Annotated in this window: 17 protein-coding genes; 6 read left to right on the forward strand and 11 right to left on the reverse strand. The window is 67.9% G+C overall.

The features are described 5' to 3' along the window. Positions 1-52 precede the first annotated feature (52 nt). The 7 genes from ACXJLU_RS03350 to ACXJLU_RS03380 form a co-directional block, all read right to left on the reverse strand. Entirely contained in the window at positions 53-1,045 is a 993-nt protein-coding gene (locus ACXJLU_RS03350; protein ID WP_457329062.1) for an XrtA-associated tyrosine autokinase, read from the reverse strand. Positions 1,046-1,064: 19 nt separating this feature from the next. After that, positions 1,065-2,621, reverse strand: coding sequence for an XrtA system polysaccharide chain length determinant (locus ACXJLU_RS03355; RefSeq protein WP_457329063.1), 1,557 nt, complete (start codon positions 2,619-2,621; stop codon positions 1,065-1,067). A 117-nt stretch (positions 2,622-2,738) separates the two neighbouring features. Next, positions 2,739-3,356 (reverse strand): XrtA/PEP-CTERM system exopolysaccharide export protein, encoded by a 618-nt coding sequence (locus tag ACXJLU_RS03360; protein ID WP_457329064.1) that lies wholly within the window; start codon positions 3,354-3,356, stop codon positions 2,739-2,741. 41 nt (positions 3,357-3,397) lie between these two features. Beyond that, positions 3,398-4,813 carry a TIGR03013 family XrtA/PEP-CTERM system glycosyltransferase gene (locus ACXJLU_RS03365; protein WP_457329065.1) on the reverse strand — a complete coding sequence of 472 codons (1,416 nt, stop codon included), beginning with the start codon at positions 4,811-4,813 and terminating at the stop codon, positions 3,398-3,400. Between the two features lie 165 nt (positions 4,814-4,978). Beyond that, on the reverse strand, positions 4,979-5,710 hold the full coding sequence (gene ubiE, locus ACXJLU_RS03370) for a bifunctional demethylmenaquinone methyltransferase/2-methoxy-6-polyprenyl-1,4-benzoquinol methylase UbiE (RefSeq protein ID WP_457329066.1): 732 nt from the start codon (positions 5,708-5,710) through the stop codon (positions 4,979-4,981). Positions 5,711-5,728: 18 nt separating this feature from the next. After that, positions 5,729-6,145 (reverse strand): gamma-butyrobetaine hydroxylase family protein, encoded by a 417-nt coding sequence (locus tag ACXJLU_RS03375; protein ID WP_457329067.1) that lies wholly within the window; start codon positions 6,143-6,145, stop codon positions 5,729-5,731. A 23-nt stretch (positions 6,146-6,168) separates the two neighbouring features. Next, positions 6,169-6,630, reverse strand: coding sequence for an HIT family protein (locus ACXJLU_RS03380; RefSeq protein ID WP_457329068.1), 462 nt, complete (start codon positions 6,628-6,630; stop codon positions 6,169-6,171). A gap of 61 nt (positions 6,631-6,691) precedes the next feature. Here ACXJLU_RS03380 and ACXJLU_RS03385 point away from each other — a divergent pair, with 61 nt between their 5' ends. Beyond that, a complete protein-coding gene (locus ACXJLU_RS03385; protein WP_457329069.1) occupies positions 6,692-7,672 on the forward strand; it encodes a Bug family tripartite tricarboxylate transporter substrate binding protein in 981 nt (326 codons plus the stop codon). A gap of 4 nt (positions 7,673-7,676) precedes the next feature. Here the strand turns inward: ACXJLU_RS03385 and ACXJLU_RS03390 are convergent, their stop codons facing one another. From ACXJLU_RS03390 to ACXJLU_RS03400, 3 genes are read right to left on the reverse strand one after another with little or no spacing between them, the layout of a single operon-like run. After that, a complete protein-coding gene (locus ACXJLU_RS03390) occupies positions 7,677-7,979 on the reverse strand; it encodes a type II toxin-antitoxin system RelE/ParE family toxin (RefSeq protein ID WP_457329070.1) in 303 nt (100 codons plus the stop codon). Further along, positions 7,976-8,200, reverse strand: coding sequence for an addiction module protein (locus ACXJLU_RS03395; RefSeq protein WP_457329071.1), 225 nt, complete (start codon positions 8,198-8,200; stop codon positions 7,976-7,978). The genes ACXJLU_RS03390 and ACXJLU_RS03395 overlap by 4 nt, the downstream gene beginning before the upstream one ends. A 28-nt stretch (positions 8,201-8,228) precedes the next feature. After that, complete coding sequence (locus ACXJLU_RS03400; RefSeq protein ID WP_457329072.1) at positions 8,229-12,149, reverse strand: DUF3683 domain-containing protein; 3,921 nt, start codon at positions 12,147-12,149, stop codon at positions 8,229-8,231. A 527-nt stretch (positions 12,150-12,676) separates the two neighbouring features. On the opposite strand from ACXJLU_RS03400, the gene ugpB reads away from it, so the two are divergent. From ugpB to ugpQ, 5 genes are all read left to right on the forward strand, one after another. Continuing rightward, complete coding sequence (ugpB, locus tag ACXJLU_RS03405; protein WP_457329073.1) at positions 12,677-14,005, forward strand: sn-glycerol-3-phosphate ABC transporter substrate-binding protein UgpB; 1,329 nt, start codon at positions 12,677-12,679, stop codon at positions 14,003-14,005. 112 nt (positions 14,006-14,117) lie between these two features. After that, the gene (gene ugpA, locus ACXJLU_RS03410) at positions 14,118-15,002 is read left to right on the forward strand and encodes a sn-glycerol-3-phosphate ABC transporter permease UgpA (RefSeq protein WP_457329074.1); all 885 of its coding nucleotides are present in this window, start codon (positions 14,118-14,120) and stop codon (positions 15,000-15,002) included. 1 nt (position 15,003) lies between these two features. Then, positions 15,004-15,855, forward strand: a complete 852-nt coding sequence (gene ugpE / locus ACXJLU_RS03415) for a sn-glycerol-3-phosphate ABC transporter permease UgpE (protein ID WP_457329075.1) — start codon at positions 15,004-15,006, stop codon at positions 15,853-15,855. An 11-nt stretch (positions 15,856-15,866) separates the two neighbouring features. After that, positions 15,867-16,943 (forward strand): sn-glycerol-3-phosphate import ATP-binding protein UgpC, encoded by a 1,077-nt coding sequence (locus ACXJLU_RS03420; RefSeq protein ID WP_457329076.1) that lies wholly within the window; start codon positions 15,867-15,869, stop codon positions 16,941-16,943. After that, complete coding sequence (gene ugpQ, locus ACXJLU_RS03425; protein ID WP_457329077.1) at positions 16,940-17,689, forward strand: glycerophosphodiester phosphodiesterase; 750 nt, start codon at positions 16,940-16,942, stop codon at positions 17,687-17,689. The genes ACXJLU_RS03420 and ugpQ overlap by 4 nt, the downstream gene beginning before the upstream one ends. Here ugpQ and ACXJLU_RS03430 read toward each other — a convergent pair. Next, complete coding sequence (locus ACXJLU_RS03430; RefSeq protein ID WP_457329078.1) at positions 17,663-19,033, reverse strand: MFS transporter; 1,371 nt, start codon at positions 19,031-19,033, stop codon at positions 17,663-17,665. The two genes, ugpQ and ACXJLU_RS03430, sit on opposite strands and share 27 nt — an antisense overlap. Positions 19,034-19,081: the final 48 nt, after the last annotated feature.

Genomic DNA, 19,081 nt, shown 5'->3' on the forward strand with positions numbered 1-19,081 from the left:
GCACGGGCCAGGCAGGTGGGGCGAAGGGTCCGTCGGCTTGTGCGCACGTCGTTCAAGTCCGGCGGTATTGCGGGTAGCGTTCGTAGCCGGACGATGCACGCTGGCTGGTGGCCTTGTTCAGCACGCACCACACGGTCTCGCAAGCCTCGATGTCGGCGAACGCACGCGCGACCGAGCTCTGCGCGGTTTTCTGCGCCTGCACCACCATCAGCACCTGGCCCATGCGGGCGGCCAGCACGCGCGATTCGCTGGTGGCCAGCAGCGGCGGGCCGTCGAAGATCACGATGCGGTCGGCATAGCGCTCGGCCAGGTCGGCCAGCAGCCGCTCCATCGCGACGCTCGCCAGCAGCTCGGTCGACTGGTCGGTCGGCCGGCCGGCCGGCAGCAGCGACAGCTTCGGGATGTTGGTGCGCATCAGCACCTCGGACAAGTCGAGCGACGGCTTGGTCAGCACGTCCAGCATGCCGAGTTCGGCCTCGACGCCCAGGCGCGCCATCACCGACGGGCGCACCACGTCGGCATCGACCAGCAGCACCGAATGGTCGACTTCCATCGCGATGCTCATCGCGAGGTTGATCGCGTTGTAGGTCTTGCCCTCGCCCGGCAGCGCGCTGGTCACGAAGATCAGGTTGCCACCGGTCTTGCCGGCCTCACGCGCCGCCTGTGCGTGTTCGATGATCGGCCGCTTGACGGCACGCAGCTCCTCGGCGAGGCCCATGCGCGGATCGTCCGGCGTCAGGTAGCCCTCGGCCGCGAGGCGGCGCAGGTCGATCTGCACCTCGCGCGAGCGGGCGTTGGTGGGGGCACGGTCGGCGCGCGTCGGGCGGGCGATGGTGCGCGGCGCGAGTGCGATGTCGTCGGCGACCGCGGCGCGTGCCATCGGTGTCGCGGGCGCGAGGCCCGCCGGCAGCGTGGCCGCACCGGCGGTGCCGCCGGTGACCGGGCCGAAGCCGGGCTCGGTGGCCGTCGGCGCCCAGCTCGGCACGTCGATGCCGGCGCGTCGGAGTTCCTCGAGGCGGCGGGTGGCTTGTTCGATGATGCTCATGATCGGGCTGCGGACAGGTTCAGTGGGGCTGGATGCCGTTGGACAAGAGCGCGATCCAGGTCACGTTCAAGGCCATGAACACCACCATCGCGCCGCTCAGGCGGATGAGGTCGAAGCGCTGCGCGCGCTCGGCCGCCATCGAGAGGTGGCGCGACACGGTTCCCAGCACCGGGCGCTTCGCGAAGGCCTGCAAGGCCTCCTGCGTGTCGAAGGTCGGGTAGAGCTTGCCCATGCCGAACGCTGCACCGCCACCGGCCGCCAGCGCGAGGATCATCGCGACCACGGCCAACGCGGTGCGGTCCGGGAACGCGGCCTTGGCCGGCACGCGCGGCGGCTCGACCAGGCGGTACTCGGCCATGCTCTTCGACTGGTCGATCTTCAGGCCGAGCGAGGCCGCCTCGCGGCGCGAGACCAGCATGTCGTACTGCTTGCGCATGATGTCGTAGTCGCGGTTCAGCTGCGCGAGTTCGGCCTCGGCCTGCGGCACGCGGCTGGCGGTGGCCTTGACCTGGCCGAGGCGTTCCTGCTGGCCGCCGAGCTGGCTGCGCAGCGACGCGACATTGGCCTCGGCCTCGGCCAGCGCGATGCGCAGGCGCTGGTACACCGGGTTCGACGACGCGACGCGGCCGCCGCTCTTGGCCGCCGCCTTCGCGCGGTCGGCCTCCTGCTGGCGCTTCTGCGTTTCCAGCTGGCCGATCATCCGGCGCGCCGCGATCACGTCGGGGTGCGCGTCGGTGTAGCGGCGCAGCAGGTCGTCCAGCGAGCGGCGCTGCGCATCCAGGCGCGAGTCGATCTCGGTCTGCATCGCCATCGGCACCGCCGGCGCCGGGGCGTCGACCGCCACGTTCGGTTCTTCGCTCGACAGCTCGCGCTTCAAGGCATCGCGCGATTGCTCGGCCGCGGCCAGCGTCATGCGCAGCTTGCCGACCTCGTCGGTCAGCACCGACATGCGGGCGAAGTAATCCTGGCCCGACACGCCGGAGACGCCGAAGTTGCGCAGCTTGAATTCCTTCACGCGGTTCTCGGCCTCGACCAGCTTGACCTCGTAGGCCTTGATCTGCTCGTCGATGAAGCGGCTCGCGTCCTGCGAGTCGCGCTGCTTGCTGTCGTTGCCGGAATCGATGAACAGGTTCACCAGCCCGTCGACGACGGCCTTCGCGCGGTTCGGGTCGCCGTCGCGGTAGCTGATCAGGTACAGGTTGCCGCCGCTGTGCTCGACCTTGATGCGGGCGGTCAGGCGGTCGATCGCCTGTTCGCGCTTCAGGTCGGTCAGCGTGCCCAGGCCGACGCCCGGATCGCCCATCAGGCGTTCGATGTTCGGGCGCGACAACAGCGTCTTCGCGAGCATGCGCACCTGCTGGTCGAGGTCGGGCTGGAACGCGAGGCCGGCCATCAGCGGCTTCAGCACCGACTGGGTGTCGACGAACAGCTTGGCGGTGGCTTCGTAGCGGTTGGGGATCACCCACACCATCAAGGCCAGCACGACGGCGGTGGCCCAGGCCACGGCCATCGCCAGCCAGCGGCGCTGCCAGATCGTGCGCAGCACGATCGAGATCTGACGGGTCAACTCATTCATCTTGAGGCTTCTGGATGGGTCGACGACACGCGGATGCCGACCGTCTCAACAGGGGGTGGTGGGGCCGGGCCCATGCGATGCGCGGTGAGCGATCGGCATCGGGCGTGGCCGCCTGGTTCAGAACCAGCTTTGCGGGACGATGATCACGTCGCCGGGTTTCACGTCGACGTTGGCCGAGATGTCGCCACGCTTGATCAGGTCCTTGAGCCGCACGCTGTACTGCTTGCCCTGCTCGGTGCCGCGCACCAGCACGGCGGCATTGCCGTCGGCGAACTCGGTCAGGCCGCCGGCCTGGATCATCACGTCGAGCAGCGTCATGTTCTGGCGGTACGGCACCGACTGCGGGCGGGTGGCCTCGCCGATGATGCGGATCTGCTCCGAGAACGAGCCCTGGAAGTTGTTGACGACGACGGTGACGACCGGGTCGCGGATGTACTTGCCGAGCTTGGCCTCGATGTCGCGCGCCAGGTCGGCCGGGCTGCGGCCGGCGGCGAGCACGTCCTCGACCAGCGGCGTCGAGATGCGGCCGTCCGGGYGCACGGTGACGGTGGACGACAGGTCGGCATTGCGCCACACGACGATGTTGATGCTGTCGAGCGCACCGATCAGGTAGCGGTGGTCCGGCGTCTCGGCCACCTTCGGCGCCGGCGGCAGGCCGCTGAAGCTGCCGCAGGCCGACAGCAGCACGGCCGTTGCGACTGCACCGACCCATCCCAACAGTTTCTTGACGTTCATTCTGGAGTTCCCTTTTGTCTCTGCGGTGGTGCGGCGCGAATTCAGTGCGCGCCTTCGCGGAACAGCACGACGCTGACGGTCTCGATCAGGACCAGCAGGTCCAGCATCAGCGAGTTGTTCTTCACGTAGTACAGGTCGAATTGGTGCTTGCGGCGTGCATCGTCGACCGACGCGCCGTAGCTGTAGCGCACCTGGGCCCAGCCGGTCACGCCCGGCTTGATGCTGTGGCGCACGTCGTAGAACGGGATCTGTTCCTTCAGCTGCTTGACGAAGCTCGGGCGCTCCGGGCGCGGGCCGACCATGCTCATCTCGCCGCGCAGCACCGACAGCAGCTGCGGCAGTTCGTCGATGCGGGTCTTGCGCATGAAGGCGCCGACGCGGGTCACGCGCGAATCGTTCTTGGTGGCCCAGACCGCGACACCGTCTTTCTCGGCATCGGTGCGCATGCTGCGGAACTTCATGCACATGAAGATCTTGCCGCCGAGGCCGACGCGCTCCTGCTTGTAGATGATGGGGCCGCGGCCCTCGAGGCGGATCGCCAGCACCGCCAGCAGCATCACCGGCGAGGCGAGCAGCAGCAGGAACGACGAGCTCGCGATGTCGAACGTGCGCTTCAGGATCATGCGCAGGCGGCCCTGCACGAAGCCCTGGCCGTAGACCAGCCAGCTGGCCTTCAGGCTGTCGATCGGCACCTCGGACTTGGCGCGCTCGTAGAAGCCGGCCAGGTCGACGATGGGCACGCCGCGGATGCGGCAGGCGAGCAGCTGGTCCATCGGGACGCCGCCACCGCGCTGTTCGCGCACCGCGACGATGACTTCATCGATGTGGTGGTCGCGCACGATGTCCTCGATCGACAGCTCGCGCGAGAACACCTTGTGGCCGCGCAGGCTGGCGACCTGCAGGCCCGAGGCCGCGTCGGCTTCGGTCGGGAAGAAGCCGGCGACGTTGCGGCGCAGGCGCTTCATCGTCATCAGGTCGCTGGCGACGCTTTGCGCTTCGGCGCCGTTGCCGACGATCAGCACCTTCGGGATGGTGGCCAGGCGGCTCATCAGGAACATCGCACCGCGCACCAGCACCAGGCCGACCAGCAGGTACAGCACGGCCTTGGTCATGATCTGCACCGCATAGCCGCCGTTGGCCATGCTGTCGAGCACCAGGTAGGTCACGTAGGCACCGACGACCAGCGCGGCCAGCGTGCGGCGCAGCATCGCGGCGAAGCCGATCGGGGTCGGGCGGTACAGGCCGGCGAAGGCGTACAGCAGCGACATCACCATCGCGAAGCCGCTGGCGAACAGGAACAGGTGGGGAACCGTCAGGCCGGCCGGCGCGTCCTGCGCCCCCGGCAGGATGTGGACCGACGAGGCGGCCAGCACGATGGCGAAGAAGCACAGCAAACCGTCGGCGATCATCCCGAACAGGGTGGCCACCGAAACATGCAACTGAAACACCTTCAACATGACGCTCATCCTTCAGAACTGCCTCCCGGGGGTGCCGCCGATCACTTCGGCGTGCTGCACGGGATGCAAGCAGATGGCGCGGATTGTCAGTACAGGTGGACGGGTCCCCAATCCTCTAAACGAGGGTGCCCCCCCGTGAACAGGGGGGCGGCAGCGAGCTTCAGCTCAACATTTGATGCCGACGTGCAACGCCACGATGCCGGCGCTCAAGTTATGAACGTCGACATGGCCGAAACCGGCGGCCTTCATCATCGCCTTCAGCGTCTGCTGGTCGGGGTGCATGCGGATCGATTCGGCGAGGTAGCGGTAACTGTCTGCGTCACCGGCCACCAGCTTGCCGATGCGCGGCAGCGCCTTGAACGAATACCAGTCGTAGAACTTCTCCAGCGGCTTGGCCACCTTCGAGAACTCCAACACCAGCAGCCGGCCGCCCGGGCGCAGCACGCGGCACATCTCGGCCAGCGCGCGGTCCTTGTGGGTCATGTTGCGCAGGCCGAAGGCGACGCTGACGAGATCGAAGCGATCGCTTGCAAACGGCAGCACCTCGGCATCGCAGATCGCCGTCGGCAGCACCAGGCCCTGGTCGAGCATGCGGTCGCGGCCCTGGCGCAGCATCGCCTCGTTGATGTCGGTGTGCACGACGGTGCCGCGCTCGCCGACCTTCTTCGCGAAGGCGCCGGCCAGGTCGCCGGTGCCGCCGGCGATGTCGAGCACCGAATCGCCCTCGCGCAGGTTGGCGACGGCCACCGTGTAGGCCTTCCAGGCCCGGTGCATGCCCATCGACATCACGTCGTTCATCAGGTCGTACTTCGACGCGACCGAATCGAACACGCCACGCACGCGCTCGGCCTTGCGGGTCTCGTCGACGGTCTCGTAGCCGAAATGGGTGTTGCTCATGGGGTCCGTCCGTCGTCGTCAGTGGTGATGGCCGCAGGCGGACGCGGCCTTGTCGGGCATCGGGGAGTCGCGCGTGGCGCCGGCGGCCTTCAGCCGCTCTTCGTATTGCCGCCACAGGTCAGCCTCTTGCGAGCCGAGGAAGTAGAGGTAGTCCCACGAGAAGATGCCGGTCTGGTGGCCGTCGGAGAAGGTGGGCTGCACCGCGTAGTTGCCGACCGGCTCGAGCGCCGTCAGCGTGACCTCGCGCTTGCCGGTCTGCAGCGTCTCCTGGCCCGGGCCGTGGCCCTTGACCTCGGCCGACGGCGAGTAGACCCGCATCAGCTCGAACGGGATGCGGAAGCTGCGGCCGTCGGCGAAGGCCACCTCGAGCACGCGCGATTGCTCGTGCACCGTGATCGCGGTGGGTTGCGGGGTCTGGGCAGTGAGGCCGGCCATGGGGATTCCGAGTGTAGGAGGGTTCAGGCCGCGCGCGACAGCGCGACGGCGACGCGTTCGTCGAGGCCTGTCAGATGCTGCGCCAGGCGTTCGGCGGCGGGGGGCTGCACGTCGCGCTGGCGCGTGCCCCAGATGGGCTGCGGGAAGTGGCTGTCCCAGTCGAAGCGCGCGATGACGTGCCAGTGCAGGTGCGGCACCATGTTGCCGAGCGCCGCGAGGTTGATCTTGGTCGGCGAGAGGGCCTCGCGCAGCACGCGCTCGACGCTGGCCACCAGCGTCATCGCGTGAGCGCGGGCGGTGGCATCGAGGTCGGAGAACTCGGCCACGTGCTGGCGCGAGACGACGCGGTAGAAGCCGGGGAAGTTCGCATCGGCGATGCGGATCACGCGCCAGGCGTCGTCCTGCCACACCAGCGTGCCGCCGCTCTCGCGGCACAGCTCGCAGCCGGGGGCGGGGTGGTCGGGGCGGAGGAAGTCTGCAGGCATCCGCGCATTATCGGCGGCGCCGATAACATCGACGCCTTCTCCCGAGAACGGACCTGCTGTCATGACCTCTGCGCTCACACGCCGCCACTTCAACATCGCCCTCGCTGGTGCGCTCGCGTCCGCAGGCACGGCCTACGGTGCCGACGCCTGGCCGTCGAAGCCGATCCGCTGGGTGGTGGCCTACCCGGCCGGTGGCGGCTCGGACTTCCTCGCGCGGCAGCTCGCGCCGCAGCTGGGCAAGCAGCTCGGCCAGACGATCATCATCGACAACCGCCCGGGCGCGGCCGGCATGATCGGCACCGACAACGCGGCCAAGTCGGCACCGGACGGCTACACGATCGTGACCGGCGACAACGGCGCGATGGTCTTCAACTCGGCGATGTACAAGAAGGTGCCCTACGACCCGAAGGACCTGGCGCCGGTCGGCTTCATGGCGCGCTTCCCGCTGATCCTGGCGGTGAACCCGAACGCCGGCTTCACGAGCGCGCAGCAGCTGCTGGACGCGATCAAGAAGAACCCCGGCAAGTACAGCTACGCATCGCCCGGCATCGGCAGCCCGCACCATTTGGCGATGGAGCTGCTGAAGGACCGCACCGGCAGCTTCGTCGTGCACGTGCCGTACCGCGGCACGGCGCTCGCGGTGCAGGACGTGATCTCGGGCCAGGTGCCGATGATGGTGTTGGACACCGCGGCCGGGTTGCCGCAGATCAAGGGCGGCAAGGTGAAGGCGCTCGCGGTGATGTCGAAGAAGCGCATCGCGTCATTGCCGGATGTRCCGACACTCGACGAGCTGGGCATCAAGGGCTTCGAGGTCACCGCGTGGCAGGGGCTGTTCGTGCCGCACGGCACGCCGCCGGAGATCGTCGCAAGGCTGACGCAGGAGATGCACAAGGCGATCACGACGCCGGAGGTGAAGGCGCGGTTGGAGGAGTTCGGGCTGGATGTGGCGCCGACGGACGGGCCGGCGCTGGCCGCGTTCGTTCAGCAGGAGACGAGGTTCTGGCATGCGCTGATCAAGGAGCGCAAGCTGTCGGCGGATTGAGCTCTCAAGCCGGTTTTTTGCGCCAATAGGCGGGTTGACGCCGGTGGTGCGCGACAGCCACCACCGTGACCTGATCGCCGTCGACGACATACCAGATGGTGTAGGGAAAACGGTGCAGCACGAGCTTGCGGTTGCCGAGGGCATCCGGCCCACGCACCAAGGGGGCATGGCCGATTCTTTCCATGCCGTCGAAGACCGCCGTCCGAAAACCCTCGGCTGCAGACACACTGCGCTCCCGGTACCAGCGGAAGGCGCTGGCGATATCGTTCTCTGCTACCGGATCGAACCGGAGGTGGAAGTCGCTCACAGGCTGCTGAGACGGGCCTTCACTTGTTCCCAGGGGACCGTCTGTCGAACTCCGGTGCGCAGCTCCAGCTTGCGTTGTTCGATCTCTTGGGCCCACGCTTGCGTCACGACGGATTCTTCTTCGCCGTCCAGGCTTTCCAGCAAGGCGAGCGCAAGAGCGGACCTTTCATCCGGCGCCAGATCCAGCGCTTGCGACATCAATTGATCGACTCGAGCGTTCATGGTGGACAGTCTAGGCCGGACAGCAGCATCACACCAGCACCCGCTCGATCCCGCCGTCATTCGCCATCTCCACATACTCCGGCATCCAGTCCGCCCCGAGGATCTTGTTGGCCATCTCGACGACGATGTAGTCGGCCTCCAGCAGCCCGTTCTGCAGGTCATTGCCGTAGCGCGACAGCCCCTGCAAACAGCTCGGGCACGAGGTCAGGATCTTCACCGGCCCCTCGGCGGCCACCGCACCGGTCGCCCGCAGCGTCGCCTCGTCGCGGCGCAGTTCTTCTTCCTTGCGGAAGCGCACCTGCGTCGAGATGTCGGGCCGCGTCACGCCCAGCGTGCCGCTCTCGCCGCAGCAGCGCTCGCTCTTCAGCACGTTCTCACCCACCAGCGCCTTCACCGTCTTCATCGGCTCCTGCAGCTTCATCGGCGAGTGGCACGGGTCGTGGTACAGGTACCCGGCCCCCTGCGTCGTGTCGAGCGTGATGCCCTTCTCCAGCAGGTACTCGTGGATGTCGATGATCCGGCAGCCCGGGAAGATCTTGTCGAACTGGTAGCCCTGCAGCTGGTCGTAGCAGGTGCCGCAACTCACCACCACCGTCTTGATGTCGAGGTAGTTCAACGTGTTGGCCACGCGATGGAACAGCACCCGGTTGTCGGTGATGATCTTGTCGGCCTTGTCGAACTGCCCCGAGCCGCGCTGCGGATACCCGCAGCACAGGTAGCCCGGCGGCAACACCGTCTGCACGCCGGCATGCCACAGCATCGCCTGCGTCGCGAGACCCACCTGCGAGAACAACCGCTCCGAGCCGCAGCCCGGAAAATAGAACACCGCCTCGGTCTCGGCCGTCGTCGCCTTCGGGTTGCGGATGATCGGGACGTAGTTCTTGTCCTCGATGTCGAGCAGCGCCCGCGCCGTCTTCTTCGGCAGCCCGCCCGGCAGCTTCTTGTTGATGAAGTGGATCACCTGCTCCTTGATCGGCGCGGTGCCCACCGTCGAACGCGGCGCGGCCGTCTGCTTCTTCGCGAGGCCGCGCAGCAGGTTGTTGGCCATGCGCTGCGCCTTGAAGCCCACGTCGACCATCGCGCTGCGCAGCAGCTTGATCGTCTCCGGGTTGGTGGCGTTGAGCATCATCATCGCCATCTTGTTGCCGGGGCGGAAGCTCTTCTTGCCCATCTTGCGCAGCAGGTTGCGCATGTTCATCGACACGTCGCCGAAGTCGATCTTCACCGGGCACGGGCTCAGGCACTTGTGGCACACCGTGCAGTGGTCGGCCACGTCCTCGAACTCCTCCCAGTGCTTGATGCTGACGCCGCGGCGCGTCTGCTCCTCGTACAGGAAGGCCTCGACCAGCAGCGAGGTCGCGAGGATCTTGTTGCGCGGGCTGTACAGCAGGTTGGCGCGCGGCACGTGCGTCGCACACACCGGCTTGCACTTGCCGCAGCGCAGGCAGTCCTTCACCGACGCGGCGATCTCGCCGATGTCGCTCTGCTGCATGATCAGCGACTCGTGCCCCATCAGCCCGAAGCTCGGCGTGTAGGCGTTGGTCAGGTCGGCCTTCAGGCGCACGCCGTCGAAGCTCGCATCGCGCAGCAGCTTGCCCTTGTTGAAGCGGCCCTCGGGGTCGACGCGCTGCTTGTACGCGGTGAAGCCGGCCAGTTCGTCGTCGGTCAGGAACTCGAGCTTGGTGATGCCGATGCCGTGCTCGCCGGAGATCACGCCGTCGAGCGAGCGCGCCAGCTTCATGATGCGCGCCACCGCCTCGTGCGCCGTCTGCAGCATCTCGTAGTTGTCGCTGTTGACGGGGATGTTGGTGTGCACGTTGCCGTCGCCGGCATGCATGTGCAGCGCCACCCACACGCGGCCGCGCAGCACGTCGGCGTGGATCTTCTGGCAGGCGTCGACGATCGGCGACAGCGTGGCCCCGGCAAAGATGCCCTGCAGCGGCGCGCGGATCTGCGCCTTCCACGACGCACGCAGCGTGTGGTCCTGCAGGTCGTCGAAGAAGCTCACCCCGCGATCGGTCTGAACCTGGTCGAGGTTCGACAGCCAGTGCGACCACAGCCCGCGCACCTCGCGCAGCAGCGCCAGCGCCTGCTGCACGCGGTCCTCGAGCAGCTCGGCCGACGCGATCTGGTTCGCGTCGTCGCTCTTGCCGAGCGGCAGCTGGCCGGCGACGAAGAAGTCTTCCAGCGCGTCGACCAGCGCCAGCTTGTTGCGCAGGCTCAGCTCGATGTTGATGCGCTCGATGCCGTTGGTGTATTCGCCCATGCGCGGCAGCGGGATCACCACGTCTTCATTCACCTTGAACGCGTTGGTGTGCCGGCTGATCGCCGCGGTGCGCTTGCGGTCGAGCCAGAACTTCTTGCGCGCCTCGGCGCTCACCGCGACAAAGCCCTCGCCAGCGCGGCCGTTGGCCAGCCGCACCACCTCGCTGGTGGCCCGCGCCACCGCGTCGGGGTCTTCGCCGGCGATGTCGCCGACCAGCACCATCTTCGGCAAGCCGCCGCGCTTGCTCTTGGTCGCGTAGCCGACCGCCTTCAGGTAGCGGTCGTCCAGGTGCTCCAGCCCGGCCAGGATCGCGCCACCGGGCTTCTTCTGCTCGGCGAACATGAAATCCTTGATCTCGACGATGGACGGCACCGCGTCCTTCGCGTTGCCGAAGAACTCCAGGCACACCGTGCGGGTGTGCGCCGGCATCTTGTGCACCACCCAGCGTGCGCTGGTGATCAGGCCGTCGCAGCCTTCCTTCTGGATGCCGGGCAGGCCGGCGAGGAACTTGTCGGTGACGTCCTTGCCGAGGCCTTCCTTGCGGAAGGTGCGGCCCGGCACGTCGAGCTGCTCGGTGCGTTCGAGCGCCTTGCCGGTCGCGTCGAAGTACTTCAGCTCGAAGCGGGCCACGTCCACGTCATGGATCTTGCCCATGTTGTGGTCGAGCCGCACCACCTCCAGCCACTTGGCGTCGGGCGTGACCATGCGCCACGAGGCCAGGTTGTCGAGCGCGGTGCCCCACAGCACGGCCTTCTTGCCGCCGGCGTTCATCGCGATGTTGCCGCCGATGCACGAGGCCTCGGCCGAGGTCGGGTCGACCGCGAACACGAAGCCGGCGCGCTCGGCCGCATCGGCCACGCGCTGCGTGACGACGCCGGCCTCGGTCCAGATGGTGGCCACGTCGCGGTCCATGCCCGGCAGGCGCATCACCTCGACCTCGGTCATCGCCTCGAGCTTCTCGGTGTTGATGACCGCGCTGTTCCAGGTCAGCGGCACGGCGCCGCCGGTGTAGCCGGTGCCGCCCCCGCGCGGGATGATCGTCAGGCCCAGCTCGATGCACGCCTTCACCAGCGCGGCCATCTCGGCCTCGGTGTCGGGGGTCAGCACGACGAACGGGTATTCGACGCGCCAGTCGGTCGCGTCGGTCACGTGCGACACGCGGGACAGACCGTCGTACTTGATGTTGTCCTTCGCGGTGTGGCGGCCGAGCGCGCGGGTGGCCTTGCGGCGCAGCGCGTCCATCGCGTCGAACTGGTCGGCGAAGGCCTGCACGGCTTGGTGGGCAGCGTCCAGCAGCTCGCCGACCGAGGCGTCGCGCTGGGCGTCGCTCTCGGTGGCAACCGCCGGGTTGCGCCGCGCCTGCACCTCGCGCAGCCGGTGGTTCAGCGCCTCGATCAGCAGGCGGCGGCGGCGCGGGTTGTCGAGCAGGTCGTCCTGCAGGTAGGGGTTGCGCTGCACCACCCAGATGTCGCCCAGCACCTCGTAGAGCATGCGGGCCGAGCGGCCGGTCTGGCGCTCGTCGCGCAGGCGGTCCAGCAGTTCCCAGGCCCGCGACCCCAGGATCCGGATCACGATCTCGCGGTCGGAGAACGAGGTGTAGTTGTACGGAATCTCGCGCAGGCGGGGCGCCTTGTGCGCGGCGGTCGCCGCGGCGATCTGGTTCAGCGGGATGGGTGCGTTCATGGGGGCCAGGCAGCCTGCTCGCCTGTGGGGCACTTGGTCGCAAATGGTACCTCAGTGTCTTTGTCGCTTGCTTCGCTGGCGCAGGGTGGTGGGGGCTTCGGGACTGGACTGTCCCCCGCCCTCGAACTGCCTGTCGGCAGTCCAAGGGCTCCTCCTTTACGTCCTGTCCCGAAGCCCCCACCACCCTGCGCCCGGGTTGCCTCACGCGAAGAACTTGGAACACACACCCTCCCCAACCCAAACGCTGCGGAAACGCGCGCATGAGGGAACGTTTCCGGCGCGGGGTGCTGGGGTGCTCGCGGACAGGACGTAAAGGAGGAGCCCTCGGGCCGCCGGGAGGCGGCTCGAGGGCGGGGGACAGTCCAGTCCGTGAGTACCCCAGCACCCCGCGCCCGCACACGAACCACCCACGAGGGGTAATCCACAGTTGCCGCAGCCCCCCAACCGCGACATAAACGGCCTGTCACAAACTCGTAGCACACTGCGCGGCTGGTCAAAAACCAACCCGTCATTTTCCGGAGAAGTACATGACAACGAAAAGATACGCCGCCCTCGCCGCCGCCGGCTTCGCCGCGCTGGCGCTCGCCGGCCCTGCCCAGGCCCAGGTCGAAGTGCAGTGGTGGCATTCGATGACCGGCGGCCTGAACGAATGGGTCAACGACCTGGCCACGCAGTTCAACAACAGCCAGAAAGACTACAAGGTCGTCCCGACCTTCAAGGGCAACTACGACGAGTCCATGACCGCCGCGGTCGCCGCCTTCCGTGCCGGCAACGCGCCGCACATCCTGCAGGTGTTCGAAGTCGGCACCGCGACGATGATGTCGGCCAAGGGCGCGATCAAGCCGGTCGGCGAAGTGATGAAGCAGAGCGGCGTCAGCTTCGACCCGAAGGCCTACGTGCCGGCGGTCTCGGGCTACTACACCGCGCCGAGCGGCGAGATGCTGTCGTTCCCGTTCAACAGCTCGACGACGATCTTCTATTACAACAAGGACGCCTTCAAGGCCGCCGGGCTCGACCCGAACAAGCCGCCGACCACCTGGCCCGAGGTGACACTGGCCGCCGCGAAGCTGAAGGCGAACGGCGTCAAGTGCCCGTACACCACCAGCTGGATGAGCTGGGTGCACCTGGAGAGCTTCTCGACCTGGCACAACACGCTGTTCGCGACGCAGAACAACGGCTTCGGCGGCCCGAGCGCCCGCCTGGCCTTCAACTCGCCGCTGCACCTGCGCCACTTCGAGAACCTGGCCAACATGTCCAAGCAGGGCCTGTTCGTCTACAAGGGCCGCGCGAGCGTCGCGGTGCCGTCGTTCGTGTCGGGTGAATGCGCGATGTTCACCGGTTCGTCGGGCTCGTACGCCGATGTCAGCAAGGGCGCGAAGTTCGCGTACGGGCTGGCCCCGCTGCCGTACTACCAGGATGTGCCGGGTGCGCCGCAGAACACCGCGATCGGCGGTGCGAGCCTGTGGGTGATGGCAGGCAAGAAGCCGGCCGAGTACAAGGCCGTCGCCGAGTTCTTCAAGTACCTGTCGAGCCCGGACGTGCAGTCGGCCAGCCACAAGCGCACCGGCTACCTGCCGATCACGACGGCGGCCTACGAGCAGACCGAGAAGTCGGGCTTCTACAAGGAAAAGCCGGGCACCGACGTCGCGGTGACGCAGATGATCCGCAAGACGACCGACAAGTCGCGCGGCATCCGCCTCGGCAACTTCGTCCAGATCCGCACCATCATCGACGAGGAAATCGAGCAGATCTGGTCGGGCAAGAAGGACGCGAAGACGGCGCTGGACGACGCGGTGAAGCGCGGCAACGAGCAGCTCGAACGCTTCGAGAAGCAGAATAAGGCTCCTCAACCCTGAACGGAACAGGGCCCTGACCCAGCGGACCCCGTGGAACCGGCTTTGCCGGGCCACTGGGGTCGCCCCCTTGAGGGGGAGGCGCGCAGCGCCTCGGGGGTGGGCCCATCACCCCATGGAAAAGCGAGTTAGGTTCGATTCGCAGGTCCTGCCCTGGATGCTGGTTGCCCCGCAGCTGGCGATTTGCGCCGTCTTCTTCTTCTGGCCGGCCGCCCAGGCGCTGCTGCAGTCGATGCAGGTGCAGGACAGCTTCGGCCTGTCGACCGAATGGGTCGGGCTGGAGAACTTCAAGACGCTGTTCGGCGATTCGGCCTACCTCGAATCCTTCAAGGTCACCGCGGTGTTCTCGCTGCTGGTGGCGGTGCTGGGCATCGCGCTGTCGCTGATGCTGGCGATCTTTGCCGACCGCGTGGTGCGCGGCGCGCTGTTCTACAAGACGATGCTGATCATCCCGTACGCGGTGGCACCGGTGGTGACCGGCGTGCTGTGGGTGTTCATGTTCTCGCCGTCGATCGGCGTGGTGGCCTACGGGCTGGACCACGTCTTCGGCTTCCAGTGGAACCACCTGCTGAACAGCACGCACGCGATGACGATGATCGTCACCGCGGCGGTCTGGAAGCAGATCTCGTACAACTTCCTGTTCTTCCTGGCCGGCCTGCAGTCGATCCCGAAATCGCTGATCGAGGCCGCGGCCATCGACGGCGCGCGGCCGTGGCGGCGCTTCTGGACCATCCAGTTCCCGCTGCTGTCGCCGACCACCTTTTTCCTGCTCGTGATCAACATGGTGTACGCGTTCTTCGACACCTTCGCGATCATCGATGCCACCACCCACGGCGGCCCGGGCCGCGACACCGCGATCCTGGTCTACAAGGTCTATCAAGACGGCTTCAAGGGCGGCGACCTCGGCGGCTCGGCCGCGCAGTCGACGGTGCTGATGCTGATCGTCATCACGCTGACGGTGCTGCAGTTCCGCTACGTCGAAAAGAAAGTGCAGTACTGACATGGTCGAGCGCCGCTCCACCCTGGGCATCCTCGCCCACGCCGTGATGATCCTCGGCGTGCTGATCGTCGCGTTCCCGCTGTACATCGCGTTCATCGCGTCGACGCACACCTCGCAGGCCATCCTGCAGGTGCCGATGCCGATGTCGCCCGGCGGGCACTTCTGGGAGAACTACGTCGCGGCGCTGAACGGCCACGGCGGCGGTGCCGGCTCGAACGCGCCGGTCGCCCGCATGATGTGGGTGAGCCTGGTCACCGCGCTGGTGATCACCTTCGGCAAGATCGCGATCTCGCTGCTGTCGGCCTTCGCGCTGGTGTACTTCCGCTTCCCGCTGCGCGGCCTGGTGTTCTGGGCGATCTTCGTCACGCTGATGCTGCCGGTCGAGGTGCGCATCAGCCCGACCTACAAGGTGGTGTCCGACCTGGGGATGCTGAACACCTATGCCGGCCTCACGGTGCCGCTGATCGCGTCGGCCACCGCGACCTTCCTGTTCCGGCAGTTCTTCCTGACCGTGCCGGACGAGTTGGTCGAGGCCGCGCGCATCGACGGCGCCGGCCCGATGCGCTTCTTCAAGGACATCCTGCTGCCGCTGTCGAAGACCTCGATCGCGGCGCTGTTCGTGATCCAGTTCATCTACGGCTGGAACCAGTACCTGTGGCCGCTGATCGCCACCACCGGCGAGCAGATGTACCCGGTGGTGGTCGGCATCCGGATGATGATTGCCGGTGGCGACTCCGGCAACGAATGGAACATCGTGATGGCGACCGCCATCCTCGCGATGCTGCCGCCGGCGATCGTCGTGATCCTGATGCAGCGCTGGTTCGTCAAGGGCCTCGTGGACACCGAGAAGTAAAGAACAACACCATGGCAGCCATTTCCCTCAAGAACGTCGTCAAGCGCTACGGCATCGGGCCGAAGGCCAACCAGGTCATCCACGGCGTCAATGCCGAGATCGGCGACGGCGAGTTCATCGTGATCGTCGGCCCGTCGGGCTGCGGCAAGAGCACGCTGCTGCGCATGGTCGCGGGGCTCGAAGAGGTCTCCGGCGGCGAGATCTCGATCGGCGGGCGCGTCGTCAACGACGTCGAGCCGTCCGAGCGCGACATCGCGATGGTGTTCCAGAACTACGCGCTCTACCCGCACATGAGCGTGTTCGACAACATGGCCTACGGGCTGAAGATCGCGAAGGTGCCGGTCGCCGACATCAAGACCCGCGTCGACAAGGCCGCGAAGATCCTCGAACTCGGCGCGCTGCTGCAGCGCAAGCCGCGCGAGCTGTCTGGCGGGCAGCGCCAGCGCGTCGCGATGGGCCGCGCGATCGTGCGCCAGCCGCAGGTCTTCCTGTTCGACGAGCCGCTGTCCAACCTCGACGCGAAGCTGCGCGGCCAGACCCGGCTCGAGATCCGCAAGCTGCACGCCGAACTCGGCGTCACCTCGCTGTTCGTCACGCACGACCAGGTCGAGGCGATGACGCTCGCGCAGCGCATGATCGTGATGAACGCCGGCCACATGGAGCAGATCGGCACACCGGAAGAGGTGTACGCCCGCCCGGCCACCACCTTCGTCGCGAGCTTCATCGGCTCGCCGCCGATGAACCTGCTGACCGGCCGCGCGCAGGGCACGCGCTTCGCGTTCGGCGGCGTCGACCTGCCGCTGCCGGCCGCTGCGCCGCGCGACGGCGAGCTGATCCTCGGCGTGCGCCCGGAGCACCTGGGCCACGCGAGCATCGCGCACGACGGCGGCTGGCCGCTCGCGGTCGAGATGGTCGAGATGCTGGGCGCCGAACGCCTGGTGCACGGCCGCATCGCCGACCACGGGTTCACGCTGCGCATCGACGGCACGCTGGTGCCGCCGGCGCCCGGCAGCACGCTGCACCTGCAGCCGTCGGCCGACCACCTGCACTGGTTCGATGCGGCGACCGGCAAGCGGGTCGTCGCATGAAGGCCTGGCCGTACCCGCTGTGGGTCGCGCACCGCGGTGCCGGGCTGCTGGCGCCCGAGAACACGCTGGCCGCCTTCCGCGTCGGCGCCAGCCACGGCTACCGCGCGTTCGAATGCGACGTGAAGCTGAGCGCCGACGGCGTGCCCTTCCTGCTGCACGATGCGACGCTGCAACGCACCACGCCCGAGCACGGCCGGGCGTCGGAGCGCAACTGGGACCAGCTGTCGCGGCTGGACGCCGGCGGCTGGCACAGCCGCGGCTTCGCCGGCGAGCCGATCCCGAGCTTCGAGGCGATCGCCCGCTACTGCCTGCGCAACGGCTTCGCGCTGAACATCGAGATCAAGCCGACGCCGGGCGACGAGGCCGAGACCGGCCGCGTCGTCGCGCGCGAGGCCGCCCGGCTGTGGGCCGGCGAAGCGGTACAGCCGCTGCTCAGCTCGTTCAAGCCCGATGCGCTGGCGGCGGCCCGCGACAGTGCGCCGGCGCTGCCGCGCGCGCTGCTGCTCGACGGCCTGCGCGACGGCTGGCTGGAAGAAGCGCAGTCGCTCGGCTGCGTTGCCGTCGTCACGCACTACGGCCTGATCGACGCCGCGGTGCTGGCACGCGTGCACGGTGTCGGGCTGCGTGCGCTGGTCTACACCGTGAACGACCCGGCCGAGGCGCGCCGTCTGGTGGCGCTGGGCATCGACGGCATCATCACCGACGCCGTCAACCGCTTCTCACCGGGCGCCGCCATCCACGACTGAGGACGGCCCGGGCCGCACATCCGCCTCCGCCCCCACCCAATCCTCGACGTTCTCCAGCTTCGGCAATTCCCGCACGTTGCGGATCACCGGGTGGCGCCCCGCCACCGCGGCCACCAGCAGCGCAAAGCTGCCGGCAAACACCAGCGAGGCGCGCAACCCCACATGCTCGCCCAGCCAGCCGCCGAGCAACGCGCCCGGCCCGGCCGGAATCAGGATCAACCAGCGCATCGTCGCCGTCATCCGACCCAGCAGCGGCTCCGGCGTCACCGCCTGCCGCAGCCCGAGGAAGTTGATGAAGATCAGCACCGCGCCGGCCGAGAAGCACAGCAGCATCGCCGCGAACGCCGCGACGCCCCAGGAGTTGGCCGGCGCCACCGCCAGCACCAGCCAGCCGACCCCGCAGATCACGAAGCCCAGCACCAGGCACGGCCCCGGCCCGTAGCGCCGGCTGATGCGGTTGCCGTACACGCTCGCGAGGATGGTGCCGCCGCCCATGCCCATGTAGCTGAGCCCGATCGCCTGCTCGCCCAGGCCGAGCGTGCGGGTCGCGAACAGGATCTGCACCACCAGCGCCGCGTGGTGGCACATCTGCCACAGCCCGACCGCGGCCGCCAGCGCGATCAGCAGCCGCTGGCTGCGCACGAAACGCACGCCGGCCTGCAGGTCGCGCCAGAAATGCGCATCGGCGCGCGGCCGGCGGATCTCGACGATGCGGATGCCGCGCAGGATGCCGGCCGACAGCAGTAGCAGCACCGCATCGACCAGCAGCGCCAGCGGCGCGCCCACCAGCTTGATCAGCGCCCCGGCCAGCCCCGGCCCGGCCACCTCGGCGCCCGAGGTGGCCAGCGCGTTCTTCGCATGCGCCTCCACCAGCCGCTCGCGCGCCACCACCTGGGTCAGCACGATCTGCGCGGCGGTGCCGGCGGTCGTGTAGACCGTGCCGATCACGAAGGCGACGACGTACATCCACGGCATCGTCAGCCAGCCCATCCACCACGCGAAGGGCACGCTCGCGACGACCACCGCGAGGCTCGATTCGCCGAGGATGTAGATCGGCAGCTTGCGCACCCGGTCGAGCCAGACGCCGGCCGGCAGCGAGAACAGCACGAAGGGCAGCGTCTCCATCATCGTCAGCAGCCCCATCTGCGTGGGCGACGCGTGCAGCAGCAGCGCGGCGGTCAGCGGCAGCGCGAGCATCGTGACCTGGCCGCCGAACGAGCTGATCAGGATCGAGGTCCAGAGCCGGCGGTAGGTGGCGTCTTGCAGCAGGTCGCCCGGCGGCAGCGACAGCCGCGCGCGCCCCTGCCGGCGCCAGGCGGCCAGTCGCTCGGACCAGCGGATCATCGTTTTCCTCCTTATTTCGTGCGGCATTGTTCTCAACCGCAGCCGCAC

Source organism: Rhizobacter sp. P5_C2 (assembly GCF_054049715.1).